Source organism: Bacillus sp. FSL K6-0255 (assembly GCF_045040725.1).
Lineage (GTDB): Bacteria > Bacillota > Bacilli > Bacillales > Bacillaceae > Bacillus > Bacillus subtilis.
Genome location: NZ_CP150278.1, coordinates 2187937 through 2214463, shown reverse-complemented (window position 1 = coordinate 2214463; position 26527 = coordinate 2187937). Strand labels below are relative to the sequence as shown.

The following is a 26527-nucleotide window of genomic DNA, read 5'->3' as shown; positions in this document are numbered from 1 at the left end:
TGTATCCTTTTGGGAGGAGGTGAAAGGCATGAACAAAACAGAACTTATCAATGCGGTTGCAGAAGCAAGCGAATTGTCTAAAAAAGACGCTACAAAAGCAGTTGACTCTGTTTTTGATACGATCTTAGATGCACTTAAAAACGGTGATAAAATCCAACTGATCGGTTTTGGTAACTTCGAGGTGCGTGAACGTTCTGCACGTAAAGGGCGCAACCCTCAAACAGGTGAAGAAATCGAAATTCCAGCAAGCAAAGTACCTGCTTTCAAACCAGGTAAAGCGCTTAAAGACGCAGTTGCCGGAAAATAATTGTGAATATAGATCGTGTATGCATCTAGCTTACATACACTTTATTTCTTCACAGAAAAGCCCCTTTCTAAGGGGCTTTTCATATTTCAAGAGCATGGGCTTCCTGACAGGGCATTCACTTTGCTTTTAGCGGGGCATATGTGCTAGAATCGAAATTAAATGTATTCATTGGTGGAGGACATAGAACATGAAAGAAGTTAATAAAGAGCAAATCGAACAAGCTGTTCGTCAAATTTTAGAAGCGATCGGAGAAGACCCGAATAGAGAAGGGCTTCTTGATACTCCGAAAAGAGTCGCAAAGATGTATGCCGAAGTATTCTCCGGCTTGAATGAAGATCCAAAAGAACATTTCCAGACTATCTTCGGTGAAAACCATGAGGAGCTTGTTCTTGTAAAAGATATCGCATTTCATTCTATGTGTGAGCATCACCTTGTTCCCTTTTATGGAAAAGCACATGTTGCATATATCCCGCGAGGCGGAAAGGTCACAGGGCTCAGCAAACTGGCACGTGCCGTTGAAGCCGTTGCAAAGCGCCCGCAGCTTCAGGAACGCATCACTTCTACAATTGCAGAAAGCATCGTAGAAACGCTTGATCCGCATGGCGTAATGGTAGTGGTTGAAGCGGAACACATGTGCATGACGATGCGCGGTGTAAGAAAACCGGGTGCGAAAACTGTGACTTCAGCAGTCAGAGGTGTTTTTAAAGATGATGCCGCTGCCCGTGCAGAAGTATTGGAACATATTAAACGCCAGGACTAATAAAGATAGAGGGTGCTATAAATGAACCAAAAGCATTCAAGTGATTTTGTCGTCATTAAAGCCGTTGAGGACGGAGTGAATGTGATCGGCCTGACAAGAGGAACAGACACAAAGTTTCACCATTCCGAAAAACTCGACAAGGGAGAAGTGATCATCGCTCAGTTTACAGAGCATACTTCTGCCATTAAAGTCAGAGGAGAGGCACTGATTCAAACCGCGTACGGAGAAATGAAAAGCGAAAAAAAATAAGCTGGCTGTCCCCGCTGTTAAAAGCAAATGCTCGCAAACAGCGGGAGGATACAGCCAATTTCTTTTTTTTATGCTATAATGATACCTGCGTAAGCGAATGAAAAGATAAAACTCATACATAGATTAAGAAATAAATGTGAATTTGGGGACAAGGGTGATATTTTTGCAAGACATCTACGGAACTTTAGCCAATCTGAACACGAAATTAAAACAAAAGCTGTCTCATCCTTATTTAGCGAAGCATATTTCTGCGCCGAAAATTGATGAGGATAAGCTTCTTCTTTTTCATGCTTTATTTGAAGAAGCCGACATAAAAAACAACGACAGAGAAAATTATATTGTAACAGCGATGCTTGTACAAAGCGCCCTTGATACCCATGATGAAGTGACGACAGCTAGAGTCATAAAACGAGACGAAAACAAAAACCGCCAATTGACTGTTCTCGCGGGCGATTATTTCAGCGGGCTGTACTACTCTTTACTATCTGAAATGAAGGATATCTACATGATTCGGACGCTTGCTACAGCCATTAAAGAAATCAACGAACATAAAATTCGTCTGTATGACCGTTCTTTCAAGGACGAAAACGATTTTTTCGAAAGTGTCGGCATCGTTGAATCAGCTTTATTCCATCGTGTGGCGGAACACTTCAACCTTCCGCGCTGGAAAAAGCTGTCGAGTGATTTTTTTGTATTTAAGCGGCTTATGAACGGAAATGATGCATTTCTGGATGTGATCGGCAGTTTTATACAGCTGGGAAAAACAAAAGAAGAGATATTAGAAGATTGTTTTAAAAAAGCGAAAAACAGCATTGAGTCACTTCTGCCTCTAAATTCACCTATTCAGAACATTTTAATAAACCGTCTGAAGACAATCAGCCAAGATCAAACCTATCATCAGAAAGTGGAAGAAGGGTAAACCATTATGCAGGACTCAAAAGAACAGCGCGTACACGGAGTATTTGAAAAAATATATAAAAACTATGACCAAATGAACTCTGTCATCAGTTTTCAGCAGCATAAAAAATGGCGCGACAAAACGATGCGCATCATGAATGTAAAAGAAGGCGCAAAAGCACTTGATGTCTGCTGCGGAACGGCTGACTGGACGATCGCTCTTGCAAAAGCGGCCGGCAAAAGCGGCGAGATCAAGGGCTTGGATTTCAGTGAAAATATGCTGAGTGTCGGCGAGCAGAAAGTAAAAGACGGCGGATTCAGCCAAATTGAACTGCTGCACGGAAATGCGATGGAGCTTCCTTTTGATGATGATACATTTGATTATGTCACCATTGGCTTCGGACTCCGCAATGTCCCTGATTACTTGACTGTACTGAAAGAGATGAGACGTGTAGTGAAGCCGGGCGGGCAGGTGGTATGTCTGGAAACGTCCCAGCCGGAAATGATCGGATTCAGACAGGCTTACTTTATGTACTTTAAGTATATTATGCCGTTTTTCGGGAAACTGTTTGCGAAGAGCTATAAAGAATATTCTTGGCTTCAAGAATCAGCCAGAGATTTCCCTGGAATGAAGGAACTGGCAGGCCTGTTTGAAGAGGCGGGCCTGAAAAATGTTAAATATCATTCGTTTACTGGCGGAGTCGCTGCCACGCATATCGGATGGAAATGAAAACACAGATGTTTGGGTGAATGATATGAAATTTAAAATGGCCTACTCTTTTTTAAATGACGATATTGATGTAATCGAAAGAGAACTTGAACAAACCGTACGTTCCGATTACCCGCTTTTAAGCGAGGCAGGTCTTCACCTGCTGCAGGCCGGAGGGAAACGTATTCGGCCTGTTTTCGTGCTGCTTTCTGGCATGTTTGGCGATTACGATATTAATAAGATTAAATATGTCGCCGTCACTCTGGAAATGATTCACATGGCATCTTTGGTTCATGATGATGTCATTGATGATGCGGAGCTTCGCCGAGGAAAACCGACAATCAAAGCAAAGTGGGACAATCGTATTGCGATGTACACAGGCGATTATATGCTTGCGGGATCTCTTGAAATGATGACGAGAATTAACGAACCGAAAGCCCATAGGATTTTGTCACAGACGATCGTTGAAGTTTGTCTAGGGGAAATTGAGCAGATCAAAGACAAATACAACATGGAACAAAATCTCAGAACGTATCTCCGCCGTATCAAAAGAAAAACGGCTCTCTTGATCGCGGTCAGCTGCCAGCTTGGTGCTATTGCGTCTGGAGCTGATGAGAAGATTCATAAGGCATTGTACTGGTTTGGGTATTACGTCGGCATGTCTTATCAGATTATTGATGATATTCTTGATTTTACTTCAACTGAAGAAGAGCTGGGTAAACCCGTTGGAGGAGATTTGCTTCAAGGAAACGTCACATTGCCAGTGCTGTATGCCCTGAAAAATCCTGCATTAAAAAACCAGCTTAAATTGATTAACAGTGAGACAACGCAGGAACAGCTTGAACCAATCATTGAAGAAATCAAAAAAACAGATGCAATTGAAGCATCTATGGCAGTAAGCGAAATGTATCTGCAGAAAGCTTTTCAGAAATTAAACACGCTTCCTCGAGGGCGCGCACGCTCATCTCTTGCAGCCATCGCAAAATATATCGGTAAAAGAAAATTTTAATTTTTTTGTAGATATTAAGAAATTTCTCCGCCCCGGATTGATTAATTATCAGAAAGATGTTACGATTTCGGTGTGCAGTGTGAAAGCCTATACATACATAATGATGGGGTGGAGAATATGATGGAAAAGACTTTTATCATGGTGAAACCAGACGGTGTCCAACGTCAGCTCATTGGGGACATTTTATCTAGATTCGAACGTAAGGGCTTACAATTAGCTGGCGCCAAGTTAATGAGAGTGACTGAACAAATGGCTGAGAAACACTACGCCGAACATCAAGGAAAGCCTTTCTTCGGAGAGCTCGTTGAGTTTATTACTTCAGGACCTGTATTCGCAATGGTGTGGGAAGGCGAAAATGTCATTGAAGTGACGAGACAGCTGATCGGAAAAACAAACCCTAAAGAAGCTTTACCTGGTACGATTCGTGGGGATTATGGCATGTTTGTCGGAAAAAACATCATCCACGGCTCTGATTCTCTCGAAAGTGCAGAACGCGAGATTAACATTTTCTTTAAGAATGAAGAATTAGTATCATATCAGCAGCTTATGGCAGGCTGGATCTATTAATCATTGTGAAAATAAGCAACAGAGCCGGCATCATATAACGCCGCCGGTTTTTGATCTGTTTTGTAAAGGTTTACATTAAAGTGAATAAAGTGTTGATTGGCAGTGTGCATCAGACCTCTGCCTTTCCCAACGATCTAAAATCAGCTGAAAAGCTGATTTTTTTATTGAAACAATACAATTTCCTGATAAAACAAGCTATACTAGGACAAAAAGACAGCGAGACTGGGAGAGTAGAGATGGATACATACAGCGTATTTACAACGAAATGGAAACAATTAACCGGAGTCGATTTGACACTATATAAAGAAGCACAAATGAAGAGAAGGCTAACGTCACTTTATGAGAAAAAGGGGTTCCAAAGCTTTAAGGACTTTGCTGCGGCATTGGAAAAGGATCAAGCTCTCTTAAATGAAACATTGGACAGAATGACGATCAATGTTTCAGAATTTTATCGTAATTATAAAAGATGGGAAGTTCTTGAGACTGCAATTCTGCCGTTAATCAAGACCTCTAGGCCTTTAAAAATTTGGAGTGCCGCCTGCTCAACGGGGGAGGAGCCATACACGCTTGCCATGCTTTTGGACCAGCAAAAAGGTCTTCCGGGCTATCAGATTTTAGCGACGGATATTGATGAAAAAGCATTGGAAAAAGCGAAAAAAGGCGTTTATCAGGAGCGGTCTTTACAGGAAGTGCCGCTATCTGTGAAAGATCGTTATTTTACGCAAAACGCAAATAGAAGTTATGAAGTGAAAACGGAAATCAAAAAGAATATTACATTCAAAAAGCACAATTTGCTGGCGGATCGTTATGAACAAGACTTTGACTTAATCGTGTGCCGCAATGTATTTATTTATTTTACAGAAAGCGCGAAGGAAGAGCTGTATTTAAAAATGGCACATAGCTTGAAGAAGAATGGAGTTCTTTTTGTCGGCAGCACCGAGCAAATCTTCAATCCCGAGAAGTTTGGCCTAGTCCCAGCCGATACATTCTTTTATCAAAAAAGATAGACTGACTTTTTGCTGAAAAATATGTTATAGTAGTCTTACTTAAAAGCGTTAATGCGATGAAGGGAGAAGAAGTCATGAGATATTTAACAGCCGGAGAATCACACGGCCCCCAACTGACAACCATTATTGAGGGTGTACCTGCCGGGCTTTACATAACGGAGGAAGATATCAATTTTGAGCTTGCCAGACGCCAAAAAGGACACGGCCGCGGCCGCCGCATGCAGATCGAAAAAGACCAGGCCAAAATTATGAGCGGGGTGCGCCATGCACGTACACTCGGTTCACCAATTGCTCTCGTAGTTGAAAATAACGATTGGAAGCATTGGACAAAAATCATGGGCGCCGCCCCGATTACAGAAGATGAAGAAAAGGAAATGAAGCGCCAGATTTCCAGACCTAGACCTGGGCACGCTGACTTAAACGGTGCAATTAAATATAATCATCGTGATATGAGAAATGTGCTTGAGCGTTCTTCAGCAAGGGAAACAACTGTCAGAGTGGCGGCAGGGGCTGTAGCTAAAAAGATTCTTTCTGAGCTTGGCATTAAGGTGGCGGGCCACGTGTTGCAAATTGGCGCTGTTAAAGCTGAAAAAACAGAATATACGTCAATTGAAGACCTGCAGCGCGTAACGGAAGAGTCTCCTGTCAGATGCTACGATGAAGAGGCAGGCAAAAAAATGATGGCTGCCATTGATGAAGCAAAGGCAAACGGAGATTCCATCGGCGGAATAGTAGAAGTCATTGTCGAGGGAATGCCGGTAGGCGTGGGCAGCTATGTCCATTATGACCGCAAACTGGATAGCAAGCTTGCTGCCGCTGTACTGTCAATTAATGCATTTAAAGGTGTGGAATTCGGGATCGGATTTGAGGCGGCAGGCCGAAATGGAAGCGAAGTCCATGACGAGATCATTTGGGACGAGGAAAAAGGATACACCCGTGCTACTAACAGACTTGGCGGACTGGAAGGCGGCATGACGACAGGGATGCCAATCGTTGTCCGCGGAGTCATGAAGCCGATTCCGACTTTGTATAAACCGCTGAAAAGTGTCGATATTGAAACGAAAGAACCGTTTTCCGCCAGCATTGAACGTTCAGACAGCTGTGCTGTTCCTGCGGCAAGTGTAGTCGCTGAAGCGGCTGTCGCTTGGGAAATTGCGAACGCAGTCGTTGAACAATTCGGATTAGATCAAATTGACCGCATTAGAGAAAATGTGGAGAATATGAGAAAACTGTCGAGGGAATTTTAATGAAGACACTGCATGTTCAAACTGCTTCCTCGTCATATCCTGTTTTTATCGGACAAGGTATCAGAAAAAAGGCTTGCGAACTATTAACCTCTTTAAACAGGCCTTTAACAAGGATTATGCTTGTCACGGATGAAGAAGTGGACCGCCTGTATGGTGATGAAATGCTCCATTTGCTGCAAGATAAATGGCCTGTGAAAAAAGTGACGGTACCGAGTGGAGAGCAGGCAAAATCCATGGACATGTACACAAAATTGCAGAGTGAAGCGATTCGTTTTCATTTGGATCGCTCCTCATGCATCATCGCATTCGGTGGCGGTGTTGTAGGGGATCTTGCCGGTTTTGTGGCTGCCACTTTTATGCGCGGCATTGATTTCATCCAAATGCCTACGACGCTCTTGGCGCATGACAGCGCAGTCGGAGGAAAAGTAGCCGTGAACCATCCGCTTGGAAAAAATCTAATCGGTGCGTTTTATCAGCCGAAAGCCGTGCTCTATGATACAGATTTCCTGCGTTCTCTGCCTGAAAAAGAGCTTAGGTCCGGAATGGCAGAAGTGATTAAACACGCTTTTATCTATGACAGAGCGTTTCTGGAGGAGCTGCTGAATATCCACTCACTGCGTGATATCACTAATGATCAGCTGAATGACATGATTTTTAAAGGCATTTCAATTAAAGCGTCTGTCGTTCAGCAGGATGAAAAAGAAGAGGGGATAAGAGCTTACTTAAACTTCGGGCATACGCTCGGTCATGCCGTTGAGGCGGAATATGGATACGGGCAGATCACTCACGGTGATGCCGTAGCCCTCGGAATGCAGTTTGCTTTATATATAAGCGAAAAGACTGTAGGCTGTGAAATGGACAGAAAACGTTTGGTCAGCTGGCTAAAAAGCCTGGGTTATCCAAGTCAAATCAGAAAAGAGACGGAAACTTCGGTTCTCTTGGACCGTATGATGAATGATAAGAAAACCCGTGGCGGGAAGATTCAGTTTATTGTGCTCAATGAATTAGGGAAAGTTGCTGATCATACATTTTCCAGAAATGAACTTGAGAGCTGGCTGAACAAATGGCGATTGGAGGAGACATCATGATAATTCGCGGAATTCGCGGAGCAACTACAGTTGAACGGGATACTGAAGAAGAAATTTTACAAAAAACAAAACAGCTGTTAGAGAAAATCATAGAAGAAAATCATACAAAACCGGAAGATGTTGTTCAAATGCTTCTGTCGGCTACACCTGATTTGCACGCTGTTTTCCCGGCAAAAGCTGTTCGCGAGCTTTCAGGATGGCAGTATGTACCGGTAACATGTATGCAGGAAATGGACGTAACAGGCGGTCTGAAAAAGTGCATAAGAGTCATGATGACGGTCCAGACAGATGTCCCTCAGGATCAGATCAGACATGTATATTTAGAAAAAGCCGTCGTATTGAGGCCCGATTTATCATTGACAAAAAATACTGAATTGTAATACGATAAGAACAGCTTAGAAATACACAAGAGTGTGTATAAAGCAATTAGAATGAGTTGAGTTAGAGAATAGGGTAGCAGAGAATGAGTTTAGTTGAGCTGAGACATTATGTTTATTCTACCCAAAAGAAGTCTTTCTTTTGGGTTTATTTGTTATATAGTATTTTATCCTCTCATGCCATCTTCTCATTCTCCTTGCCATAAGGAGTGAGAGCAATGAATTTCCAATCAAACATTTCCGCATTTTTAGAGGACAGCTTGTCCCACCACACGATACCGATTGTGGAGACCTTCACAGTCGATACACTGACACCCATTCAAATGATAGAGAAGCTTGACAGGGAGATTACGTATCTTCTTGAAAGCAAGGACGATACATCCACTTGGTCCAGATATTCATTTATCGGCCTGAATCCATTTCTCACAATTAAAGAAGAGCAGGGCCGTTTTTCGGCCGCTGATCAGGACAGCAAATCTCTTTACACAGGAAATGAACTAAAAGAAGTGCTGAACTGGATGAATACCACATACAAAATCAAAACACCTCAGCTTGGCATTCCTTTTGTCGGCGGAGCTGTCGGGTACTTAAGCTATGATATGATCCCGCTGATTGAGCCTTCTGTTCCTTCGCATACAAAAGAAACAGACATGGAAAAGTGCATGCTGTTTGTTTGCCGGACATTAATTGCGTATGATCATGAAACCAAAAACGTCCACTTTATCCAATATGCAAGGCTCACTGGAGAGGAAACAGAAAACGAAAAAATGGATGTATTCCATCAAAATCATCTGGAGCTCCAAAATCTCATCGAAAAAATGATGGACCAAAAAAACATAAAAGAGCTGTTTCTCTCTGCTGATTCATACAAGACACCCAGCTTTGAGACGGTATCTTCTAATTATGAAAAATCGGCTTTTATGGCTGATGTAGAAAAAATCAAAAGCTATATAAAAGCAGGAGATATCTTCCAGGGTGTTTTATCACAAAAATTTGAGGTGCCGATAAAAGCAGATGCTTTTGAGTTATACCGAGTGCTTAGGATCGTCAATCCTTCGCCGTATATGTATTATATGAAACTGCTAGACAGAGAAATAGTCGGCAGCTCTCCGGAACGGTTAATACACGTTCAAGACGGGCACTTAGAAATCCATCCGATTGCCGGTACGAGAAAACGCGGCGCAGACAAAGCTGAAGATGAGAGACTGAAGGTTGAGCTGATGAAGGATGAAAAAGAAAAGGCGGAGCATTACATGCTCGTTGATCTTGCCCGAAACGATATCGGCAGAGTAGCAGAGTATGGTTCTGTTTCTGTGCCGGAGTTCACAAAAATTGTTTCCTTTTCACATGTCATGCACATTATCTCGGTGGTTACAGGCCGATTGAAAAAAGGGGTTCATCCTGTCGATGCACTGATGTCTGCTTTCCCGGCGGGGACTTTAACAGGCGCACCCAAAATCCGTGCCATGCAGCTTTTGCAAGAACTCGAGCCAACACCGAGAGAGACATACGGCGGGTGTATTGCCTACATTGGGTTTGACGGGAATATCGACTCTTGTATTACGATTCGCACGATGAGTGTAAAGAACGGTGTTGCATCGATACAGGCAGGTGCTGGCATTGTTGCTGATTCTGTTCCGGAAGCCGAATACGAAGAAAGCTGTAATAAAGCCGGTGCGCTGCTGAAAACGATTCATATTGCAGAAGACATGTTTCATAGCAAGGAGGATAAAGCTGATGAACAGATTTCTACAATTGTGCGTTGATGGAAAAACCCTTACTGCCGGTGAGGCTGAAACGCTGATGAATATGATGATGGCAGCGGAAATGACTCCTTCTGAAATGGGTGGTATATTGTCTATTCTTGCTCATCGGGGGGAGACGCCAGAAGAGCTTGCGGGTTTTGTGAAGGCAATGCGGGCACACGCTCTTACAGTCGATGGACTTCCTGATATTGTTGATACATGCGGAACAGGGGGAGACGGTATTTCCACTTTTAATATCTCAACGGCCTCGGCAATTGTTGCCTCGGCAGCTGGCGCGAAAATCGCTAAGCATGGCAATCGCTCTGTCTCTTCTAAAAGCGGAAGCGCTGATGTTTTAGAGGAGCTAGAGGTTTCTATTCAAACCACTCCCGAAAAGGTCAAAAGCAGCATTGAAACAAACAACATGGGATTTCTTTTTGCGCCGCTTTACCATTCGTCTATGAAACATGTAGCAGGTACTAGAAAAGAGCTAGGTTTCAGAACGGTATTTAATCTGCTTGGGCCGCTCAGCAATCCTTTACAGGCGAAGCGTCAGGTGATTGGGGTCTATTCTGTTGAAAAAGCTGGACTGATGGCAAGCGCACTGGAGACGTTTCAGCCGAAGCACGTCATGTTTGTATCAAGCCGTGACGGTTTAGATGAGCTTTCAATTACAGCACCGACCGACGTGATTGAATTAAAGGACGGAGAGCGCCGGGAATATACCGTTTCACCCGAAGATTTCGGTTTCACAAATGGCAGACTTGAAGATTTACAGGTGCAGTCACCGAAAGAGAGCGCCTATCTCATTCAGAATATTTTTGAAAATAAAAGCAGCAGTTCCGCTTTATCTATTACGGCTTTTAATGCGGGAGCTGCGATTTACACGGCGGGAATTACCGCCTCACTGAAGGAAGGAACGGAGCTGGCGTTAGAGACGATTACAAGCGGAGGCGCTGCCGCGCAGCTTGAACGACTAAAGCAGAAAGAGGAAGAGATCTATGCTTGAAAAAATCATCAAACAAAAGAAAGAAGAAGTGAAAACACTGGTTCTGCCGGTAGAGCAGCCTTTCAAGAAACGTTCATTTAAGGAGGCGCTGGCAAGCCCGAATCGGTTTATCGGGTTGATTGCCGAAGTGAAGAAAGCATCGCCGTCAAAAGGGCTTATTAAAGAGAATTTTGTGCCTGTGCAGATTGCAAAAGACTATGAGGCTGCGAAGGCAGATGCGATTTCCGTTTTAACAGACACCCCGTTTTTTCAAGGGGAAAACAGCTATTTATCAGACGTAAAGCGTGCTGTTTCGATTCCTGTACTTAGAAAAGATTTTATTATTGATTCTCTTCAAGTAGAGGAATCAAGAAGAATCGGAGCGGATGCCATATTGTTAATCGGCGAGGTGCTTGATCCCTTACACCTTCATGAATTATATCTTGAAGCAGGTGAAAAGGGGATGGACGTGTTAGTGGAGGTTCATGATGCATCAACGCTAGAACAAATATTGAAAGTGTTCACACCCGACATTCTCGGCGTAAATAATCGAAACCTAAAAACGTTTGAAACATCTGTAAAGCAGACAGAACAAATCGCATCTCTCGTTCCGAAAGAATCCTTGCTTGTCAGCGAAAGCGGAATCGGTTCTTTAGAACATTTAACATTTGTCAATGAACATGGGGCGCGATCTGTACTTATCGGTGAATCATTGATGAGACAAACTTCTCAGCGTAAAGCAATCCATGCTTTGTTTAGGGAGTGAGGTTGTGAAGAAACCGGCATTAAAATATTGCGGTATTCGGTCACTAAAGGATTTGCAGCTTGCGGCGGAATCACAGGCTGATTACCTAGGATTTATTTTTGCTGAAAGCAAACGAAAAGTATCTCCGCAAGATGTGAAAAAATGGCTGAACCAAGCTCGTGTCGAAAAACAGGTTGCAGGTGTTTTTGTTAATGAATCAATAGAGACGATGTCACGTATTGCCAAGAGCTTGAAGCTCGACGTCATTCAGCTTCACGGTGATGAAAAACCGGCGGATGCTGCTGCTCTTCGCAAGCTGACAGGCTGTGAAATATGGAAGGCGCTTCACCATCAAGGTAACACAACTCAAGAAATAGCCCGCTTTAAAGATAATGTTGACGGCTTTGTGATTGATTCATCTGTAAAAGGGTCTAGAGGCGGAACTGGTGTTGCATTTTCTTGGGAATGTGTGCCGGAATATCAGCAGGCGGCTATTGGTAAACGCTGCTTTATCGCTGGCGGCGTGAATCCGGATAGCATCACCAGCCTATTGAAATGGCAGCCAGAAGGAATTGACCTTGCCAGCGGAATTGAAAAAAACGGACAAAAAGATCAGAATCTGATGAGTCTTTTAGAAGAAAGGATGAACCGATATGTATCCATATCCGAATGAAATAGGCAGATACGGTGATTTTGGCGGAAAGTTTGTTCCGGAAACACTCATGCAGCCGTTAGATGAAATAGAAACAGCATTTAAACAAATCAAGGATGATCCCGCTTTTCGTGAAGAGTATTATAAGCTGTTAAAGGACTATTCCGGACGGCCGACTGCATTAACATACGCTGATCGAGTCACTGAATACTTAGACGGCGCGAAAATCTATTTGAAACGAGAAGATTTAAACCATACAGGTTCTCATAAAATCAATAATGCGCTAGGTCAAGCGCTGCTTGCTAAAAAAATGGGCAAAACGAAAATCATTGCTGAAACCGGTGCCGGCCAGCATGGCGTTGCCGCTGCAACAGTTGCAGCCAAATTCGGCTTTTCCTGTACTGTGTTTATGGGTGAAGAGGATGTTGCCCGCCAGTCTCTGAACGTTTTCCGCATGAAGCTTCTTGGAGCGGAGGTAGTGCCTGTAACAAGCGGAAACGGAACATTGAAGGATGCCACAAATGAGGCGATCCGGTACTGGGTTCAGCATTGTGAGGATCACTTTTATATGATTGGATCAGTTGTCGGCCCGCATCCTTATCCGCAAGTGGTCCGTGAATTTCAAAAAATGATCGGAGAGGAAGCGAAGGATCAGTTGAAACGTATTGAAGGCACTCTGCCTGATAAAGTAGTGGCATGTGTAGGCGGAGGAAGCAATGCGATGGGTATGTTTCAGGCATTTTTAAATGAAGATGTTGAACTGATCGGCGCTGAAGCAGCAGGAAAAGGAATTGATACACCTCTTCATGCCGCCACTATTTCGAAAGGAACCGTAGGGGTTATTCACGGTTCATTGACTTATCTCATTCAGGATGAGTTCGGGCAAATTATTGAGCCCTACTCTATTTCAGCCGGTCTCGACTATCCTGGAATCGGTCCGGAGCATGCATATTTGCATAAAAGCGGCCGTGTCACTTATGACAGTATCACTGATGAAGAAGCGGTGGATGCATTAAAGCTTTTGTCAGAAAAAGAGGGGATTTTGCCGGCAATCGAATCTGCCCATGCGTTAGCGAAAGCATTCAAACTCGCCAAAGGAATGGATCGCGGTCAACTCATTCTCGTCTGTTTATCAGGCCGGGGAGACAAGGATGTCAACACATTAATGAATGTATTGGAAGAAGAGGTGAAAGCCCATGTTTAAATTGGATCTTCAACCATCAGAAAAATTGTTTATCCCGTTTATTACGGCGGGCGATCCAGTTCCTGAGGTTTCGATTGAACTGGCGAAGTCACTCCAAAAAGCAGGCGCCACAGCATTGGAGCTTGGTGTTGCATACTCTGACCCGCTTGCAGACGGTCCGGTGATCCAGCGGGCTTCAAAGCGGGCGCTTGATCAAGGAATGAATATCGTAAAGGCAATCGAATTAGGCGGAGAAATGAAAAAAAACGGAGTGAATATTCCGATTATCCTCTTTACGTATTATAATCCTGTGTTACAATTGAACAAAGAATACTTTTTCGCTTTACTGCGGGAAAATCATATTGACGGTCTGCTTGTTCCGGATCTGCCATTAGAAGAAAGCAACAGCCTTCAAGAGGAATGTAAAAGCCATGAGGTGACGTATATTTCTTTGGTTGCGCCGACAAGCGAAAGCCGTTTGAAAACCATTATTGAACAAGCCGAGGGGTTCGTCTACTGTGTATCTTCTCTGGGTGTGACCGGTGTCCGCAATGAGTTCAATTCATCCGTGTACCCGTTCATTCGTACTGTGAAGAATCTCAGCACTGTTCCGGTTGCTGTAGGGTTCGGTATATCAAACCGTGAACAGGTCATAAAGATGAATGAAATTAGTGACGGTGTCGTAGTGGGAAGTGCGCTCGTCAGAAAAATAGAAGAATTAAAGGACCGGCTCATCAGCGCTGAAACGAGAAATCAGGCGCTGCAGGAGTTTGAGGATTATGCAATGGCGTTTAGCGGCTTGTACAGTTTAAAATGAGGTGACTGATTTGCGTATCAAAGAACATTTAAAACAGCTGAAGCCTTATCAGCCTGGAAAGCCGATTGAAGCAGTGAAATCAGAATATGGCTTGGATAAAGTTGTGAAGCTTGCTTCAAACGAGAATCCTTACGGCTGTTCAGAGGCTGCAAAAGAGGCGCTTCATCATGAGATTCAACAGCTAGCCCTTTACCCGGACGGGTATAGCGCCGCTTTGCGGACAAGGCTCAGTAAGCACCTCAATGTCAGCGAAACATCACTTATTTTCGGCAACGGTTCTGATGAAATCATACAGATCATCTGCCGGGCATTTTTAAACGATAAAACAAACACGGTTACTGCTGCCCCCACTTTTCCGCAATATAAACATAATGCGGTTATTGAAGGTGCTGAAGTACGTGAAATTGCACTTCGTCCCGACGGCTCACATGATTTAGACGCCATGTTAGAAGCCATCGACGAACAGACACAAGTCGTTTGGATATGCAGCCCGAATAATCCGACTGGCACTTATACATCTGAAGGAGAATTACTCGCATTTCTGGAGCGCGTTCCTTCTCGTGTCCTTGTCGTTCTTGACGAAGCATATTATGAATATGTAACAGCAGAGGATTACCCGGAAACCGTGCCGCTCTTAAGCAAGTATTCCAATTTGATGATTTTGCGCACATTTTCAAAGGCATACGGTCTGGCAGCGCTCAGAGTCGGATACGGAATTGCTGACGAGAACCTGATTCGCCAGATTGAGCCGGCGAGAGAGCCGTTTAATACCAGCCGTCTGGGCCAGGCTGCGGCGATTGCAGCACTTGATGATCAAGCGTTTATTGCTTCCTGTGTCGAGCAAAATAATGCAGGCCTTCAGCAGTATTATGATTTTGCGAAAACTCATGGTTTAAAGTGCTACCCTTCACAGACAAATTTTGTGTTAATTGACTTTAAACGTCCTGCTGATGAACTGTTTCAGGCTCTGCTGGAAAAAGGCTATATCGTCCGGTCAGGAAACGCATTAGGTTTCCCGACATCACTCCGGATTACGATCGGAACAAAAGAGCAAAATGAAGAAATACTTGCCATTTTAGCTGAAATTTTATAAGAGGTGATCAAATATCACCTCTTTAGTCTATAAACCAGGTGATGACGTATGAATCAAATGAAAGATACAATATTGCTCGCCGGTCTCGGATTGATAGGCGGTTCGATTGCCCTAGCCATCAAAAAAAATCATCCCGGCAAACGGATTATCGGAATCGACATCTCTGATGAACAGGCGGTAGCGGCATTAAAATTAGGCGTGATAGACGATCGTGCTGATTCGTTTATTAGCGGTGCGAAAGAGGCAGCTACAGTAATCATTGCGACACCTGTCGAACAAACACTGGTTATGCTTGAAGAGCTGGCTCATTCAGGAATTGAACATGAGCTTTTGATTACGGATGTAGGAAGCACAAAGCAAAAAGTGGTTGATTACGCTGATCAAGTGCTGCCTAGCCGCTATCAATTTGTCGGAGGGCATCCGATGGCGGGTTCACATAAATCAGGAGTGGCCGCTGCGAAGGAGTTCCTGTTTGAAAATGCATTTTATATTTTAACGCCAGGCCAGAAAACGGACAAACAAGCTGTGGAACAGTTAAAAAACCTGCTGAAGGGGACGAATGCCCATTTTGTGGAAATGTCGCCAGAGGAGCATGATGGTGTTACAAGTGTAATCAGTCATTTTCCGCATATTGTAGCAGCTAGTCTTGTTCACCAAACCCATCATTCGGAAAACCTGTATCCGCTTGTTAAACGTTTTGCTGCCGGCGGGTTCAGAGATATTACAAGGATTGCATCAAGCAGCCCGGCAATGTGGCGGGATATTTTATTACATAATAAAGATAAAATCTTAGACCGTTTTGATGAGTGGATTCGTGAAATTGACAAGATCCGTACATATGTAGAACAAGAAGATGCGGAAAATCTATTTCGTTATTTTAAAACCGCCAAGGATTATCGCGACGGGCTGCCGCTTCGGCAGAAGGGAGCGATACCTGCATTTTATGATTTATATGTGGATGTACCCGATCATCCGGGTGTGATATCCGAGATAACAGCGATTTTAGCTGCGGAACGCATCAGTATCACGAATATCCGCATTATTGAAACACGAGAAGATATTAACGGAATTTTAAGGATCAGTTTTCAGTCTGATGACGACCGCAAAAGGGCAGAACAATGCATTGAAGCCCGGGCGGAATATGAAACTTTTTATGCTGATTGAGGTGGAAAAAATGAAACGAGAAAAGGTGCAGACCTTACATGGAGAAATACATATTCCCGGTGATAAATCCATTTCTCACCGCTCTGTTATGTTTGGCGCGCTAGCGGCAGGCACAACAACAGTTAAAAACTTTCTGCCGGGAGCAGATTGTCTGAGCACGATCGATTGCTTTAGAAAAATGGGTGTTCACATTGAGCAAAGCGGCAGCGATGTCGTGATTCACGGAAAAGGAATCGATGCCCTGAAAGAGCCAGAAAGCCTTTTAGATGTCGGAAATTCAGGTACAACCATTCGCCTGATGCTCGGAATATTGGCGGGCCGTCCTTTTTACAGCGCGGTAGCCGGAGATGAGAGCATTGCGAAGCGCCCAATGAAGCGTGTGACTGAGCCTTTGAAAAAAATGGGGGCTAAAATCGACGGCAGAGCCGGCGGAGAGTTTACACCGCTGTCAGTGAGCGGCGCTTCATTAAAAGGAATTGATTATGTATCACCTGTTGCAAGCGCGCAAATTAAATCTGCTGTTTTGCTGGCCGGATTACAGGCTGAGGGCACAACAACTGTAACAGAGCCCCATAAATCTCGGGACCACACTGAGCGGATGCTTTCTGCTTTTGGCGTTAAGCTTTCTGAAGATCAAACGAGTGTTTCCATTGCTGGTGGCCAGAAACTGACAGCTGCTGATATTTTTGTTCCTGGAGACATTTCTTCAGCCGCGTTTTTCCTTGCTGCTGGCGCGATGGTTCCAAACAGCAGAATTGTATTGAAAAACGTAGGTTTAAATCCGACTCGGACAGGTATTATTGATGTCCTTCAAAACATGGGGGCAAAACTTGAAATCAAACCATCTGCTGATAGCGGTGCAGAGCCTTATGGAGATTTGATTATAGAAACGTCATCTCTAAAGGCAGTTGAAATCGGAGGAGATATCATTCCGCGTTTAATTGATGAGATCCCTATCATCGCGCTTCTTGCGACTCAGGCGGAAGGAACCACCGTTATTAAGGACGCGGCAGAGCTAAAAGTGAAAGAAACAAACCGTATTGATACTGTTGTTTCTGAGCTTCGCAAGCTGGGTGCTGAAATTGAACCGACAGCAGATGGAATGAAGGTTTATGGCAAACAAACGTTGAAAGGCGGCGCTGCAGTGTCCAGCCACGGAGATCATCGAATCGGAATGATGCTTGGTATTGCTTCCTGTATAACGGAGGAGCCGATTGAAATCGAGCACACGGATGCCATTCACGTTTCTTATCCAACCTTCTTCGAGCATTTAAATAAGCTTTCGAAAAAATCCTGAAGTTTTACTTCAGGATTTTTTATGCAGATCATAATTCGAGGCGAAAAAACATAGCTTGTCTTATAGAACGGATAGAAAAACGAAAAGGGGGGATGTGCTTTACTTACAAGCCGGCAGGTCAAAGAGCTGCTTTACTGTACAGAGGGCGATCTTCCTTTTTTCATTTTCTATCTCAAGATCTTTTGGTAAACTAATAAGACTCAATAATTCCCTTCCGTACAGAAGCATCTTATTTGCCGGGGGCATTCGTCTGAATTATGATAAGATTAACCCGAACAAATAAAGCTTTTTTGTATGGTTGATGTTGTATAGGAAAAGAAAGGACCGGTCCGATTTGAATACATTGATTCAAGAAGCCATAAAATTAGTTGAAGCAGGTGAAACAGAAAAAGGCCTCAACACGCTCTCGAAGGCTGAAAAACAGCTGCATGATGAAGATAAAGCCATTGCAGCCCAGCTTTATTACGAGTGGGGCGATGTAGAAAAAGCCATTTCACTGATTAGTGATCTACATGATTTATATCCAAATGAAACAGAACTGACGAATTTCTACGCTGAACTTTTAATAGATATTGACGAAGAAGAAAAAGCCCTCGCTGTGCTGGAGACTATTCCGGAAACAGATCCATCATATCCGGAAAGTTTGCTGCTTATGGCGGATCTTTATCAGATGCAGGGGTTATTCGAAGTCAGTGAACAAAAGCTTTTCCAGGCAAAGTCCATTCTGGACAATGAACCTGTTATTGATTTTGCACTGGGAGAACTTTACTTTGCTCAGGGAGCCTATGCAAAAGCGGTTCAATATTTTAAAACAACGGCTGAGGAGCAGAGTGAGATCGGGGGCGTTAATGTCCATCAAAGACTGGCAGAATCGTTAAGTGCCTCAGGTGAATTTGAGGATGCCATTCCATGGTATGAGAAAGCTGTCGATGAGAATCCTGATCCTAATACGATTTTCGGCTATGGTTTTACAGCCTTACAGGCGGGGCTTGTGAAAACAGCTATTAAGCAGCTGTCTGATTTAAAGGAGCTTGATCCATCTTATACTTCACTTTATATGCCGCTCTCGAAAAGCTATGAAGCTGAAGGAATGTATGAAGAGGCATTAAAAACGGCAAAAGAGGGGATCAGATATGATGAATATAACAAAGAACTTTTCCTTTATGCCGCCAAAATGGCCTTGAAAATCGGGAAGTCAGAAGAGGGGAAGAAGCTGCTTCAGGAGGCGCTTGCGCTTGATCCGGGCTTTGTCGAGGCCCTTCATACACTTCTTGCCGTGTATCACAAAGAAGAGGATTATGATCAGATCATTGATCTTATTCAAGAGGTTCGAAGCTACGGTGAAGAAGATCCTAAATACAATTGGTATCTTGCAAGCGCATATACTGAATTAGAGCAATACGAGGAAGCAAAACAATCCTTTGAGGCTGCCTATCTTCATTACCGGGAGGATAGAGATTTCTTATATGAATACGCAAGCTTCCTATTAGAAGAAGGCCTTCAAAAAGAAGCGCTGCCGCTTTTGAAAAAGGTTCTTGAAATGGACGGAGCCAATGAAGAGCTTGAAGAAACGATTTTGCGAATCGAGGATGAATTTTCTAGATAAGCAGGAATATTAACCATTCATGTGGAACATATAAGTATATAGATTATACGAACGATAGAGGAGGGAATTACATGCAGACCCCTGTTTCTGTCAATGAGAAAAAAGATTTTATCCGTTGGTTTTTAAACCATTATCAGTTAAAGCGCCGAGAGTGCGTTTGGATCTTGAACTACTTAATGAGCCATGATTCTCTCATGGAGAAGGTTCATTTTGTGGAGCAGGCTGAATTTTGCCCGAGAGGCATTATAATGTCAACACATTGTGTTGAAGAAGTTCCGTTCCGGTTCTATAAAGAGAATGTCATGACTACCGACGCGGAAAAATCTTTTCATGATATTAGATTAAATAAACAGCAGGATTTGTTTATCCAGCTTAATTTCCGTTCGGCTTACAGCTCACCTGAATATGCGGCGGTGCTGGAGTCCAACCCGCATATTCCGAAAAACCTTTTTGAGAATAAAAAAGATCAGGGATTGGCGGAACAGATTTTAGAGCACGCTATTTCCACATTCCAAAGAGAAAAATTATTAAAAGACATTGACGACGCGTTAGATCGTCATGATAAAGAGGCATTTGAACAATTATCGCGCCAATTAAATCAGCTCACATAATATGACCAGCCTTGCAGTGAATTGCAAGGCTTGTTGCCGTAAAGGGGGAGAACGATGAGGTGGAGAATCACTGATGCCAAGGACTATTTACAAGCTAAGGATTACATTGATACCGCTGTCATACCATTAATTAACATAAGGGTTAATAACCATTTTAAAATGGCGGCGGAGAAAGGCGAGTTTACGCAGCTTCTCTCAGAAGAACTTGAAAGGCAGTTAAAGGGACGGGTATATTTACTTCCGCCTTATACATATGTTGATAGAAATGAAATAACCGTTCAAGGGCTTAAGGATTTGCGGGAAGAGCTGATAACGGAATTTCCGCATGTTGTCCTGCTCACATCTGACGAAAGTTGGAGAGCTGAGGATGCGTTAGGCAAAATGATTGTTACATCGTCTGTTCCATTAGAGCATTTAAATGACTCTTTAAAAAGAAAAATATTGGATGAACGCACTGCTGAAATTTTGAACGTTTTGTTACAGTTATGGAGCACTTTATAAAAACACTTACATTTCCTTATAAACAATATTTTGGCTATATTGACCTTGCTGAGAGATTCATATATTATGAGGGTGTCTAGAGTTATTGCAATATTTTCTATTTTAGTCAGTTTGCAGGGGTGACTTAGAGGGGGGAGAAGAGATGGGCGGAAAACATGATATATCCAGACGTCAATTTTTGAATTATACGCTCACAGGCGTAGGAGGTTTTATGGCGGCTAGTATGCTCATGCCTATGGTTCGCTTCGCACTCGACCCGGTATTAAAATCGACAGGGAAGCAGGATATGGTTCAGGTTGTCAGCGTTGATGAGTTGACAAAAGAGCCGCAGCGCTTTGATTTTAAAATTAATCAAGTCGATGCCTGGTATGAGTCAGAAGAGTCAAGATCAGCCTGGGTCTTCAAAAACGGGGATGAAATTGTAGCACTTTCGCCAATTTGTAAGCATTTAGGGTGTACGGTGAACTGGAATAGTGATCCTAAAAACCCGAATAAATTCTTTTGTCCATGCCATTACGGACTCTATGAAAAGGACGGCACCAATGTCCCTGGCACGCCGCCGCTTGCGCCTCTTGATCATTATGAGCAAGAAGTAAAAGACGGCTTCCTGTATCTTGGAAAAGCAAAGCCTAAGGGGGAAGGGTGACATGCTGAACAAAATTTATGACTGGGTAGACGAGCGGCTTGATATTACACCGATGTGGAGGGATATTGCCGATCACGAAGTACCGGAACATGTGAATCCCGCCCATCATTTCTCTGCGTTTGTGTATTGCTTTGGGGGACTGACGTTTTTTGTAACCGTTATCCAAGTATTATCTGGAATGTTTTTAACGATGTATTATGTGCCTGATATCAAAAATGCCTGGGAATCGGTATATTATTTGCAAAATGAAGTGGCATTCGGCCAGATTGTCAGGGGGATGCACCACTGGGGTGCGAGCCTGGTCATTGTGATGATGTTTTTACATACGCTGAGGGTCTTTTTCCAAGGCGCGTATAAAAAACCGCGCGAGCTGAACTGGATTGTCGGTGTGCTGATCTTTTTTGTTATGCTCGGTCTTGGCTTTACAGGCTACTTGCTTCCTTGGGATATGAAGGCTCTGTTTGCAACAAAAGTCGGACTGCAGATCGCCGAAGCCACGCCTTTGATCGGAACGCAAGTTAAAACGCTCCTTGCAGGGCATCCGGATATTGTAGGCGCCCAAACGCTGACTAGGTTTTTTGCGATCCATGTATTTTTTCTTCCTGCCGCATTGTTCGGGCTGATGGCTGCACATTTTATTATGATCCGGAAGCAGGGGATTTCAGGACCGCTTTAAACTCTTGATCTGCGAATAAAAGGGAGGGGATGACATGCACCGGGGCAAAGGGATGAAATTTGTAGGCGACTCAAGGATACCGGCTGAAAAAAAGCCGAATATACCGAAGGATTATTCGGAGTATCCGGGTAAAACAGAGGCTTTCTGGCCAAATTTCTTGTTAAAGGAATGGATGGTTGGAGCTGTCTTTCTCATCGGTTTTCTCGTTTTGACGATTGTGCATCAGCCGCCTTTAGAGCGGATGGCGGACCCGACTGATACTGGTTATATTCCGCTGCCGGATTGGTATTTTCTTTTCTTATACCAGCTGTTGAAGTATGAATACGCCGCCGGAAGCTTTACAGTGGTCGGCGCCATGATTATGCCAGGTCTCGCTTTTGGGGCCCTGCTTTTGGCTCCATTCCTAGACAGAGGGACAGAAAGAAGGCCGTGGAAGCGTCCGGTCGCTGTCGGTATGATGCTTCTGGCCATTTCCGCTGCTGTATTTTTGACGTGGCAGTCAGTTGCTACTCATGACTGGGCCAAGGCAGAAGAACAGGGGAAAATTACAAAAGAAGCCGACATTGACACCAATGCAGAAGGATATAAGGTTTTTAAGGAACAGGGCTGTATTTCTTGCCATGGGGATAACCTTCAGGGAGGAGCGGCCGGGCCTTCATTGGTTGACAGCGGGCTGAAACCGGATGAAATCAAAAAAATCGCTGTAGAAGGGAAAGGCAAAATGCCGGCGGGTGTGTTCAAAGGAAATGATAAGCAGCTCGAAGAACTTGCAAAATTTATTTCTGAAACAACCGCAAAATAACGTATTGTGAATTGTCAAATGGAAGGATATACTTTTATTATCAAAAGCTGACCCGGCGTCAGCTTTTTTATTTGGACATATTATTTTTACAGACTGAGAGTTGATTCGATGTGAAATGGTTTCAATATGTATTAGGGCAGCGGCCGATGCTTATTCTTGTCTTAGCCATTAATTTTCTGGGAACGGTTTACGGCTACTATTGGTACTTGCCGCAGCTTTTGGAGACACCGGCACGTTTCCTGATTTTTGTTCCGGACAGTCCGACAGCAACGTTTTTCTTTCTGTTTGTGCTGCTTGCCTTTCTCATGAAACGGAATGCTCCGTTCTTTGAGGCGCTTGCGCTAGTTACCCTCGTAAAGTATGGCCTATGGGCGGTGGCTATGAATTTTCTTGTGCTTGCAGTAACTGGTGACTTGCCGTGGGAGGGCTACATGCTAATTGCTTCGCATTTTGCAATGGCAGTTCAAGGCGTATTATACAGTCCGTATTTTCGTTTTTCATTTTGGCATCTTGCAATTGCTGCAGTCTGGACACTGCATAACGATGTCATTGACTACTTGTTTGATATGATGCCGCAATACTCTATGCTTTCTGATTATATGACTGAAATAGGATACGGAACATTTTGGCTAAGTATCTTTTCAATCGCGCTTGCTTACTTTCTTGTGGTCTCAAAAAAGCAAACGAAGCTTGAGCTGATGTAAAGACAATGTTGGTCTATCCTTGTCCCTTTCTTCATATTCTGTAAGGAGAGAGAGTGGGAGGGACCTGCATGAAACGAAAGCTGACGATCTGTTTGTTGATTGCACTTATTTTTTATAATGGAAATGCCAAGGCTGCAGAGCGGGGAAGCCTCGAGGAATTGAATGATTTATCCGATACAGTCTTTCAAATGACCCGACAGGCGAAATATGAAGAGGCGCTTCAAGTCTTGGAGTATTTTGAAAAAACATTAAAATCCGCTGAGAAAAAACAGCAAGACCCCATGCTAACGGGAGCCCAAATTCGTCAAATCACATTGGGCTATAATGATATGGTTCGGAGTTTAAAGCAAGCTGATACATCAGACACACAAAAACTCAGAGCAGCCGCGCAGTTCAGAATGCTGATGGATGCGGTTGACAATCGGTCTGACCCGCTTTGGGGCTCACTGGAAAAACCGATTATGGAAGCTTTTACTGAACTGAAGCGAGATGTCCAAAAGAATGGAAGCACAAGCTTTCATGAAAAATGGAATGAATTTATCAGTTTATATGACTTGATTTACCCCAGTCTTACAATCGATGTATCAGAGGATCAGCTTGAAACAGTCGGAAAACATATAGATGTTATTGAGCAAGAGGAATTTCAGCAAATGACAGAGAGCACGAAGCTTGAACGGCTTTCCCTTCTTCAGCATGACCTGAAAAATGTGTTTGACAGGGTGGAGGAGGATGATGCCGATCCGTCTTTACTCTGGGTGATCATTACAACCGGCAGTATCATCATTACTGCTCTTACCTATGTCGGTTACAGAAAGTACAAGGCGGAAAAAAACAAGCTGAAAAAAAGGGACTACCCTAAATAAGGATGAGGGGCGGCGGTCAGCCGCCTTTTTTCTATTACATGTCAGCGCGGAAGCGGATTTTTATTTTCATCAAGCGTAAATCCTTCTCCGAGCACATCGTGAACATCGCTTACCGCTACAAAGGCATGGGGATCAATGGAGTTAATCACGCTTTTCAGCATCACCAATTCGTTTTTCGGCACCACACAATAAAGTACATCTATATCCTCTTTTGTGTAGGAGCCTTGTCCTTTCAAAATGGTGACGCCCCGTTCCATTTCTTCAAGAATCTTTTTCTGAATCAGGTCGTTTTTCGAAGAGATGATCGTAGCGCCTTTAGCAGCGTATCCGCCTTCCTGAATAAAATCGATTAATCTTGCCGCTACAAATACAGCTACCAGCGTATACATCGCTTCTTTATAGGAGAGATAAGTAAGCAAAGACAAAATGATGACGCAGGCATCGAAAGCAAACATCGTTCTGCCCATCGGGATCCCAAAATACTTATTCACTAAACGTGCGATGATATCAACACCGCCTGTCGTACCGCCGAACTTGAAAATAATACCCAGTCCGGCTCCGATGAATACGCCGGCAAATAAAGCGGCGAGCGCTAAGTCGTGCTGAAGGGGCATATGGATTTCATATCGCTGAAAGATGCTGAGGAACAAAGACAAGGCTACAGTGCCGACAAGGGTATAAACAAACATTGTCCTGCCGAGCAAACGCCAGCCAATAAAAAAAATCGGAATGTTCAACACCAGGTTCGAGATAGAGGGGCTGATGTGGAAAAGGGCATAAAGCAAAAGTGTAATACCTGTAAAACCGCCCTCAGCCAGATTGTTCTGCATATTGAAATGAACCAAGCCAAATGAAAAAATTGCCGCTCCGATTAAAATAAAAAATATGTTTTTTAATCTAATTTCTCCAAGCATCACACAAAACCCCTTTTCCTTCCATTAGATAGCGTTTATATTATAGTGGATGAAAAAGAAAACAGCAAACGTGCTTAAACATTTGTCAAACGTATCTGAATTAGCTAACATGTAAGAGGATGATAGGAGGTTTCGTTCAGTGAGTGATAAAACAATGAAAGACATACAGGCTGAAGTAGACCGTTACATCGGCCAATTTAAAGAAGGATATTTCAGCCCGCTGGCCATGATGGCGAGGCTGACTGAAGAACTGGGCGAGCTTGCCAGAGAAGTGAATCACCGTTATGGAGAAAAACCAAAAAAAGCGACTGAAGATGATAAAAGCATGGAAGAGGAAATGGGCGATGTGCTATTTGTATTGGTTTGTTTAGCCAACTCCCTTGATATCTCTTTAGAGGAAGCCCACGACCGAGTCATGCATAAATTTAATACAAGAGATAAAGATCGCTGGACCAGAAAAGAAGAAGGAAAGTAGAGGAGATCAAGATGTCAAACGAAACAATTAAAGTAGTCATTGCGGGACCGCGCGGAAGAATGGGGCAGGAAGCTGTTAAATTGGCAGAACGAACACCTCATTTTGACCTTGTCGGGGCCATAGACCATACATACGATCAGCAAAAATTATCTGATGTGATGCCTGTTGAGTCAGATGCTTTCATTTACACAGATATCCATGCCTGCTTTACAGAAACACAACCGGATGTCTTGATTGATTTAACAACGCCCGAAATCGGAAAAGTACATACAAAAATTGCATTAGAGCACGGAGTCCGTCCAGTTGTCGGAACAACCGGTTTCTCAGAAGCTGATTTAAAAGAGCTCACGTCTTTAACAGAAGAAAAAGGGATCGGAGCCATCATCGCGCCAAATTTTGCGCTCGGTGCGATACTGATGATGAAATTTTCAAAAATGGCTGCCAACTATTTTGAGGATGTTGAGATTATTGAGCTTCATCATGACCAGAAGCTTGACGCACCAAGCGGAACTGCGCTTAAAACAGCGGAAATGATTTCAGAAGTCCGTAAAGAAAAGCAGCAAGGACATCCGGATGAAAAAGAAATTCTCCCAGGAGCAAGAGGAGCGGAGCAAAACGGTATTCGCTTGCACAGCGTCCGTCTTCCGGGACTGATCGCGCATCAGGAGGTCATGTTCGGCATGGATGGCCAAACGCTTCAGATACGCCATGATTCTTATAACCGTGCTTCTTTCATGTCAGGCGTTAAACTGTCAGTCGAACAAGTCATGAAGATTGATCAGCTTGTGTACGGTTTAGAAAATATCATTGATTAGACGGGGGGATAAA

Annotated in this window: 31 protein-coding genes; 30 read left to right on the top strand and 1 reads right to left on the bottom strand. The window is 43.6% G+C overall.

Annotated features, from left to right (window positions below):
- Nucleotides 1-28 precede the first annotated feature (28 nt).
- From hbs to ypjB, 28 genes are all read left to right on the top strand, one after another.
- Nucleotides 29-307, top strand: coding sequence for a non-specific DNA-binding protein Hbs (gene hbs / locus MHB62_RS11205; protein WP_003153447.1), 279 nt, complete (start codon nucleotides 29-31; stop codon nucleotides 305-307).
- 187 nt (nucleotides 308-494) lie between these two features.
- On the top strand, nucleotides 495-1067 hold the full coding sequence (folE, locus tag MHB62_RS11200; protein WP_003225516.1) for a GTP cyclohydrolase I FolE: 573 nt from the start codon (nucleotides 495-497) through the stop codon (nucleotides 1065-1067).
- Nucleotides 1068-1088: 21 nt separating this feature from the next.
- Nucleotides 1089-1316, top strand: a complete 228-nt coding sequence (gene mtrB / locus MHB62_RS11195) for a trp RNA-binding attenuation protein MtrB (protein ID WP_003230576.1) — start codon at nucleotides 1089-1091, stop codon at nucleotides 1314-1316.
- 163 nt (nucleotides 1317-1479) lie between these two features.
- A complete protein-coding gene (hepS, locus tag MHB62_RS11190) occupies nucleotides 1480-2235 on the top strand; it encodes a heptaprenyl diphosphate synthase component 1 (protein ID WP_004398550.1) in 756 nt (251 codons plus the stop codon).
- A 6-nt stretch (nucleotides 2236-2241) separates the two neighbouring features.
- Nucleotides 2242-2943, top strand: a complete 702-nt coding sequence (gene menG, locus MHB62_RS11185; RefSeq protein ID WP_014480129.1) for a demethylmenaquinone methyltransferase — start codon at nucleotides 2242-2244, stop codon at nucleotides 2941-2943.
- Between the two features lie 25 nt (nucleotides 2944-2968).
- Nucleotides 2969-3931 carry a heptaprenyl diphosphate synthase component II gene (gene hepT / locus MHB62_RS11180; protein WP_003246013.1) on the top strand — a complete coding sequence of 321 codons (963 nt, stop codon included), beginning with the start codon at nucleotides 2969-2971 and terminating at the stop codon, nucleotides 3929-3931.
- Nucleotides 3932-4048: 117 nt separating this feature from the next.
- Nucleotides 4049-4498, top strand: a complete 450-nt coding sequence (ndk, locus tag MHB62_RS11175) for a nucleoside-diphosphate kinase (protein ID WP_010886554.1) — start codon at nucleotides 4049-4051, stop codon at nucleotides 4496-4498.
- A 236-nt stretch (nucleotides 4499-4734) separates the two neighbouring features.
- Nucleotides 4735-5505 (top strand): protein-glutamate O-methyltransferase CheR, encoded by a 771-nt coding sequence (gene cheR, locus MHB62_RS11170; protein WP_003230589.1) that lies wholly within the window; start codon nucleotides 4735-4737, stop codon nucleotides 5503-5505.
- 74 nt (nucleotides 5506-5579) lie between these two features.
- The gene (aroC, locus tag MHB62_RS11165; protein WP_004398727.1) at nucleotides 5580-6752 is read left to right on the top strand and encodes a chorismate synthase; all 1173 of its coding nucleotides are present in this window, start codon (nucleotides 5580-5582) and stop codon (nucleotides 6750-6752) included.
- Nucleotides 6752-7840, top strand: a complete 1089-nt coding sequence (gene aroB, locus MHB62_RS11160; RefSeq protein WP_014480126.1) for a 3-dehydroquinate synthase — start codon at nucleotides 6752-6754, stop codon at nucleotides 7838-7840. The genes aroC and aroB overlap by 1 nt, the downstream gene beginning before the upstream one ends.
- Entirely contained in the window at nucleotides 7837-8220 is a 384-nt protein-coding gene (gene aroH / locus MHB62_RS11155) for a chorismate mutase (RefSeq protein ID WP_032722042.1), read from the top strand. The genes aroB and aroH overlap by 4 nt, the downstream gene beginning before the upstream one ends.
- A 215-nt stretch (nucleotides 8221-8435) precedes the next feature.
- On the top strand, nucleotides 8436-9983 hold the full coding sequence (trpE, locus tag MHB62_RS11150; protein WP_032722040.1) for an anthranilate synthase component I: 1548 nt from the start codon (nucleotides 8436-8438) through the stop codon (nucleotides 9981-9983).
- Nucleotides 9955-10971 (top strand): anthranilate phosphoribosyltransferase, encoded by a 1017-nt coding sequence (gene trpD / locus MHB62_RS11145; RefSeq protein ID WP_003245959.1) that lies wholly within the window; start codon nucleotides 9955-9957, stop codon nucleotides 10969-10971. The genes trpE and trpD overlap by 29 nt, the downstream gene beginning before the upstream one ends.
- Nucleotides 10964-11716, top strand: coding sequence for an indole-3-glycerol phosphate synthase TrpC (gene trpC / locus MHB62_RS11140; RefSeq protein ID WP_032722039.1), 753 nt, complete (start codon nucleotides 10964-10966; stop codon nucleotides 11714-11716). Before trpD ends, trpC begins: the two co-directional genes overlap by 8 nt.
- Before the next feature lie 4 nt (nucleotides 11717-11720).
- Nucleotides 11721-12368 (top strand): phosphoribosylanthranilate isomerase, encoded by a 648-nt coding sequence (locus tag MHB62_RS11135; protein ID WP_015714169.1) that lies wholly within the window; start codon nucleotides 11721-11723, stop codon nucleotides 12366-12368.
- On the top strand, nucleotides 12349-13551 hold the full coding sequence (trpB, locus tag MHB62_RS11130; protein WP_032722038.1) for a tryptophan synthase subunit beta: 1203 nt from the start codon (nucleotides 12349-12351) through the stop codon (nucleotides 13549-13551). The genes MHB62_RS11135 and trpB overlap by 20 nt, the downstream gene beginning before the upstream one ends.
- A complete protein-coding gene (trpA, locus tag MHB62_RS11125) occupies nucleotides 13544-14347 on the top strand; it encodes a tryptophan synthase subunit alpha (protein ID WP_003230608.1) in 804 nt (267 codons plus the stop codon). Before trpB ends, trpA begins: the two co-directional genes overlap by 8 nt.
- A 10-nt stretch (nucleotides 14348-14357) precedes the next feature.
- Nucleotides 14358-15440, top strand: a complete 1083-nt coding sequence (gene hisC, locus MHB62_RS11120; protein ID WP_004399129.1) for a histidinol-phosphate transaminase — start codon at nucleotides 14358-14360, stop codon at nucleotides 15438-15440.
- Nucleotides 15441-15488: 48 nt separating this feature from the next.
- Nucleotides 15489-16604 carry a prephenate dehydrogenase gene (locus MHB62_RS11115; RefSeq protein WP_014480118.1) on the top strand — a complete coding sequence of 372 codons (1116 nt, stop codon included), beginning with the start codon at nucleotides 15489-15491 and terminating at the stop codon, nucleotides 16602-16604.
- Nucleotides 16605-16614: 10 nt separating this feature from the next.
- The gene (gene aroA, locus MHB62_RS11110; protein ID WP_032722382.1) at nucleotides 16615-17901 is read left to right on the top strand and encodes a 3-phosphoshikimate 1-carboxyvinyltransferase; all 1287 of its coding nucleotides are present in this window, start codon (nucleotides 16615-16617) and stop codon (nucleotides 17899-17901) included.
- A 334-nt stretch (nucleotides 17902-18235) separates the two neighbouring features.
- A complete protein-coding gene (locus MHB62_RS11105) occupies nucleotides 18236-19507 on the top strand; it encodes a tetratricopeptide repeat protein (RefSeq protein WP_003230620.1) in 1272 nt (423 codons plus the stop codon).
- A gap of 71 nt (nucleotides 19508-19578) precedes the next feature.
- Nucleotides 19579-20118: a ReoY family proteolytic degradation factor gene (locus MHB62_RS11100; RefSeq protein WP_004399171.1), complete on the top strand. Its 540-nt coding sequence runs from the start codon at nucleotides 19579-19581 to the stop codon at nucleotides 20116-20118.
- Nucleotides 20119-20172: 54 nt separating this feature from the next.
- The gene (locus MHB62_RS11095; RefSeq protein ID WP_003246201.1) at nucleotides 20173-20619 is read left to right on the top strand and encodes a YpiF family protein; all 447 of its coding nucleotides are present in this window, start codon (nucleotides 20173-20175) and stop codon (nucleotides 20617-20619) included.
- Nucleotides 20620-20761: 142 nt separating this feature from the next.
- Nucleotides 20762-21265, top strand: coding sequence for a ubiquinol-cytochrome c reductase iron-sulfur subunit (locus MHB62_RS11090; protein ID WP_003230627.1), 504 nt, complete (start codon nucleotides 20762-20764; stop codon nucleotides 21263-21265).
- 1 nt (nucleotide 21266) lies between these two features.
- Nucleotides 21267-21941 carry a menaquinol-cytochrome c reductase cytochrome b subunit gene (qcrB, locus tag MHB62_RS11085; RefSeq protein WP_003225560.1) on the top strand — a complete coding sequence of 225 codons (675 nt, stop codon included), beginning with the start codon at nucleotides 21267-21269 and terminating at the stop codon, nucleotides 21939-21941.
- A 34-nt stretch (nucleotides 21942-21975) separates the two neighbouring features.
- The gene (locus tag MHB62_RS11080) at nucleotides 21976-22743 is read left to right on the top strand and encodes a menaquinol-cytochrome c reductase cytochrome b/c subunit (protein WP_003225562.1); all 768 of its coding nucleotides are present in this window, start codon (nucleotides 21976-21978) and stop codon (nucleotides 22741-22743) included.
- Nucleotides 22744-22853: 110 nt separating this feature from the next.
- Entirely contained in the window at nucleotides 22854-23447 is a 594-nt protein-coding gene (locus MHB62_RS11075) for a DUF1405 domain-containing protein (RefSeq protein ID WP_003230630.1), read from the top strand.
- Between the two features lie 68 nt (nucleotides 23448-23515).
- Nucleotides 23516-24310, top strand: coding sequence for a sporulation protein YpjB (ypjB, locus tag MHB62_RS11070; protein ID WP_003230633.1), 795 nt, complete (start codon nucleotides 23516-23518; stop codon nucleotides 24308-24310).
- A gap of 41 nt (nucleotides 24311-24351) precedes the next feature.
- Here the strand turns inward: ypjB and MHB62_RS11065 are convergent, their stop codons facing one another.
- Nucleotides 24352-25224 (bottom strand): YitT family protein, encoded by an 873-nt coding sequence (locus MHB62_RS11065; RefSeq protein WP_003230635.1) that lies wholly within the window; start codon nucleotides 25222-25224, stop codon nucleotides 24352-24354.
- A gap of 139 nt (nucleotides 25225-25363) precedes the next feature.
- Between MHB62_RS11065 and MHB62_RS11060 the strand changes: the two genes are divergently transcribed.
- Both MHB62_RS11060 and dapB read left to right on the top strand, forming a co-directional pair.
- A complete protein-coding gene (locus MHB62_RS11060) occupies nucleotides 25364-25699 on the top strand; it encodes a nucleotide pyrophosphohydrolase (protein WP_004398044.1) in 336 nt (111 codons plus the stop codon).
- A gap of 11 nt (nucleotides 25700-25710) precedes the next feature.
- Entirely contained in the window at nucleotides 25711-26514 is an 804-nt protein-coding gene (dapB, locus tag MHB62_RS11055; protein ID WP_003230638.1) for a 4-hydroxy-tetrahydrodipicolinate reductase, read from the top strand.
- Nucleotides 26515-26527 lie beyond the last annotated feature (13 nt).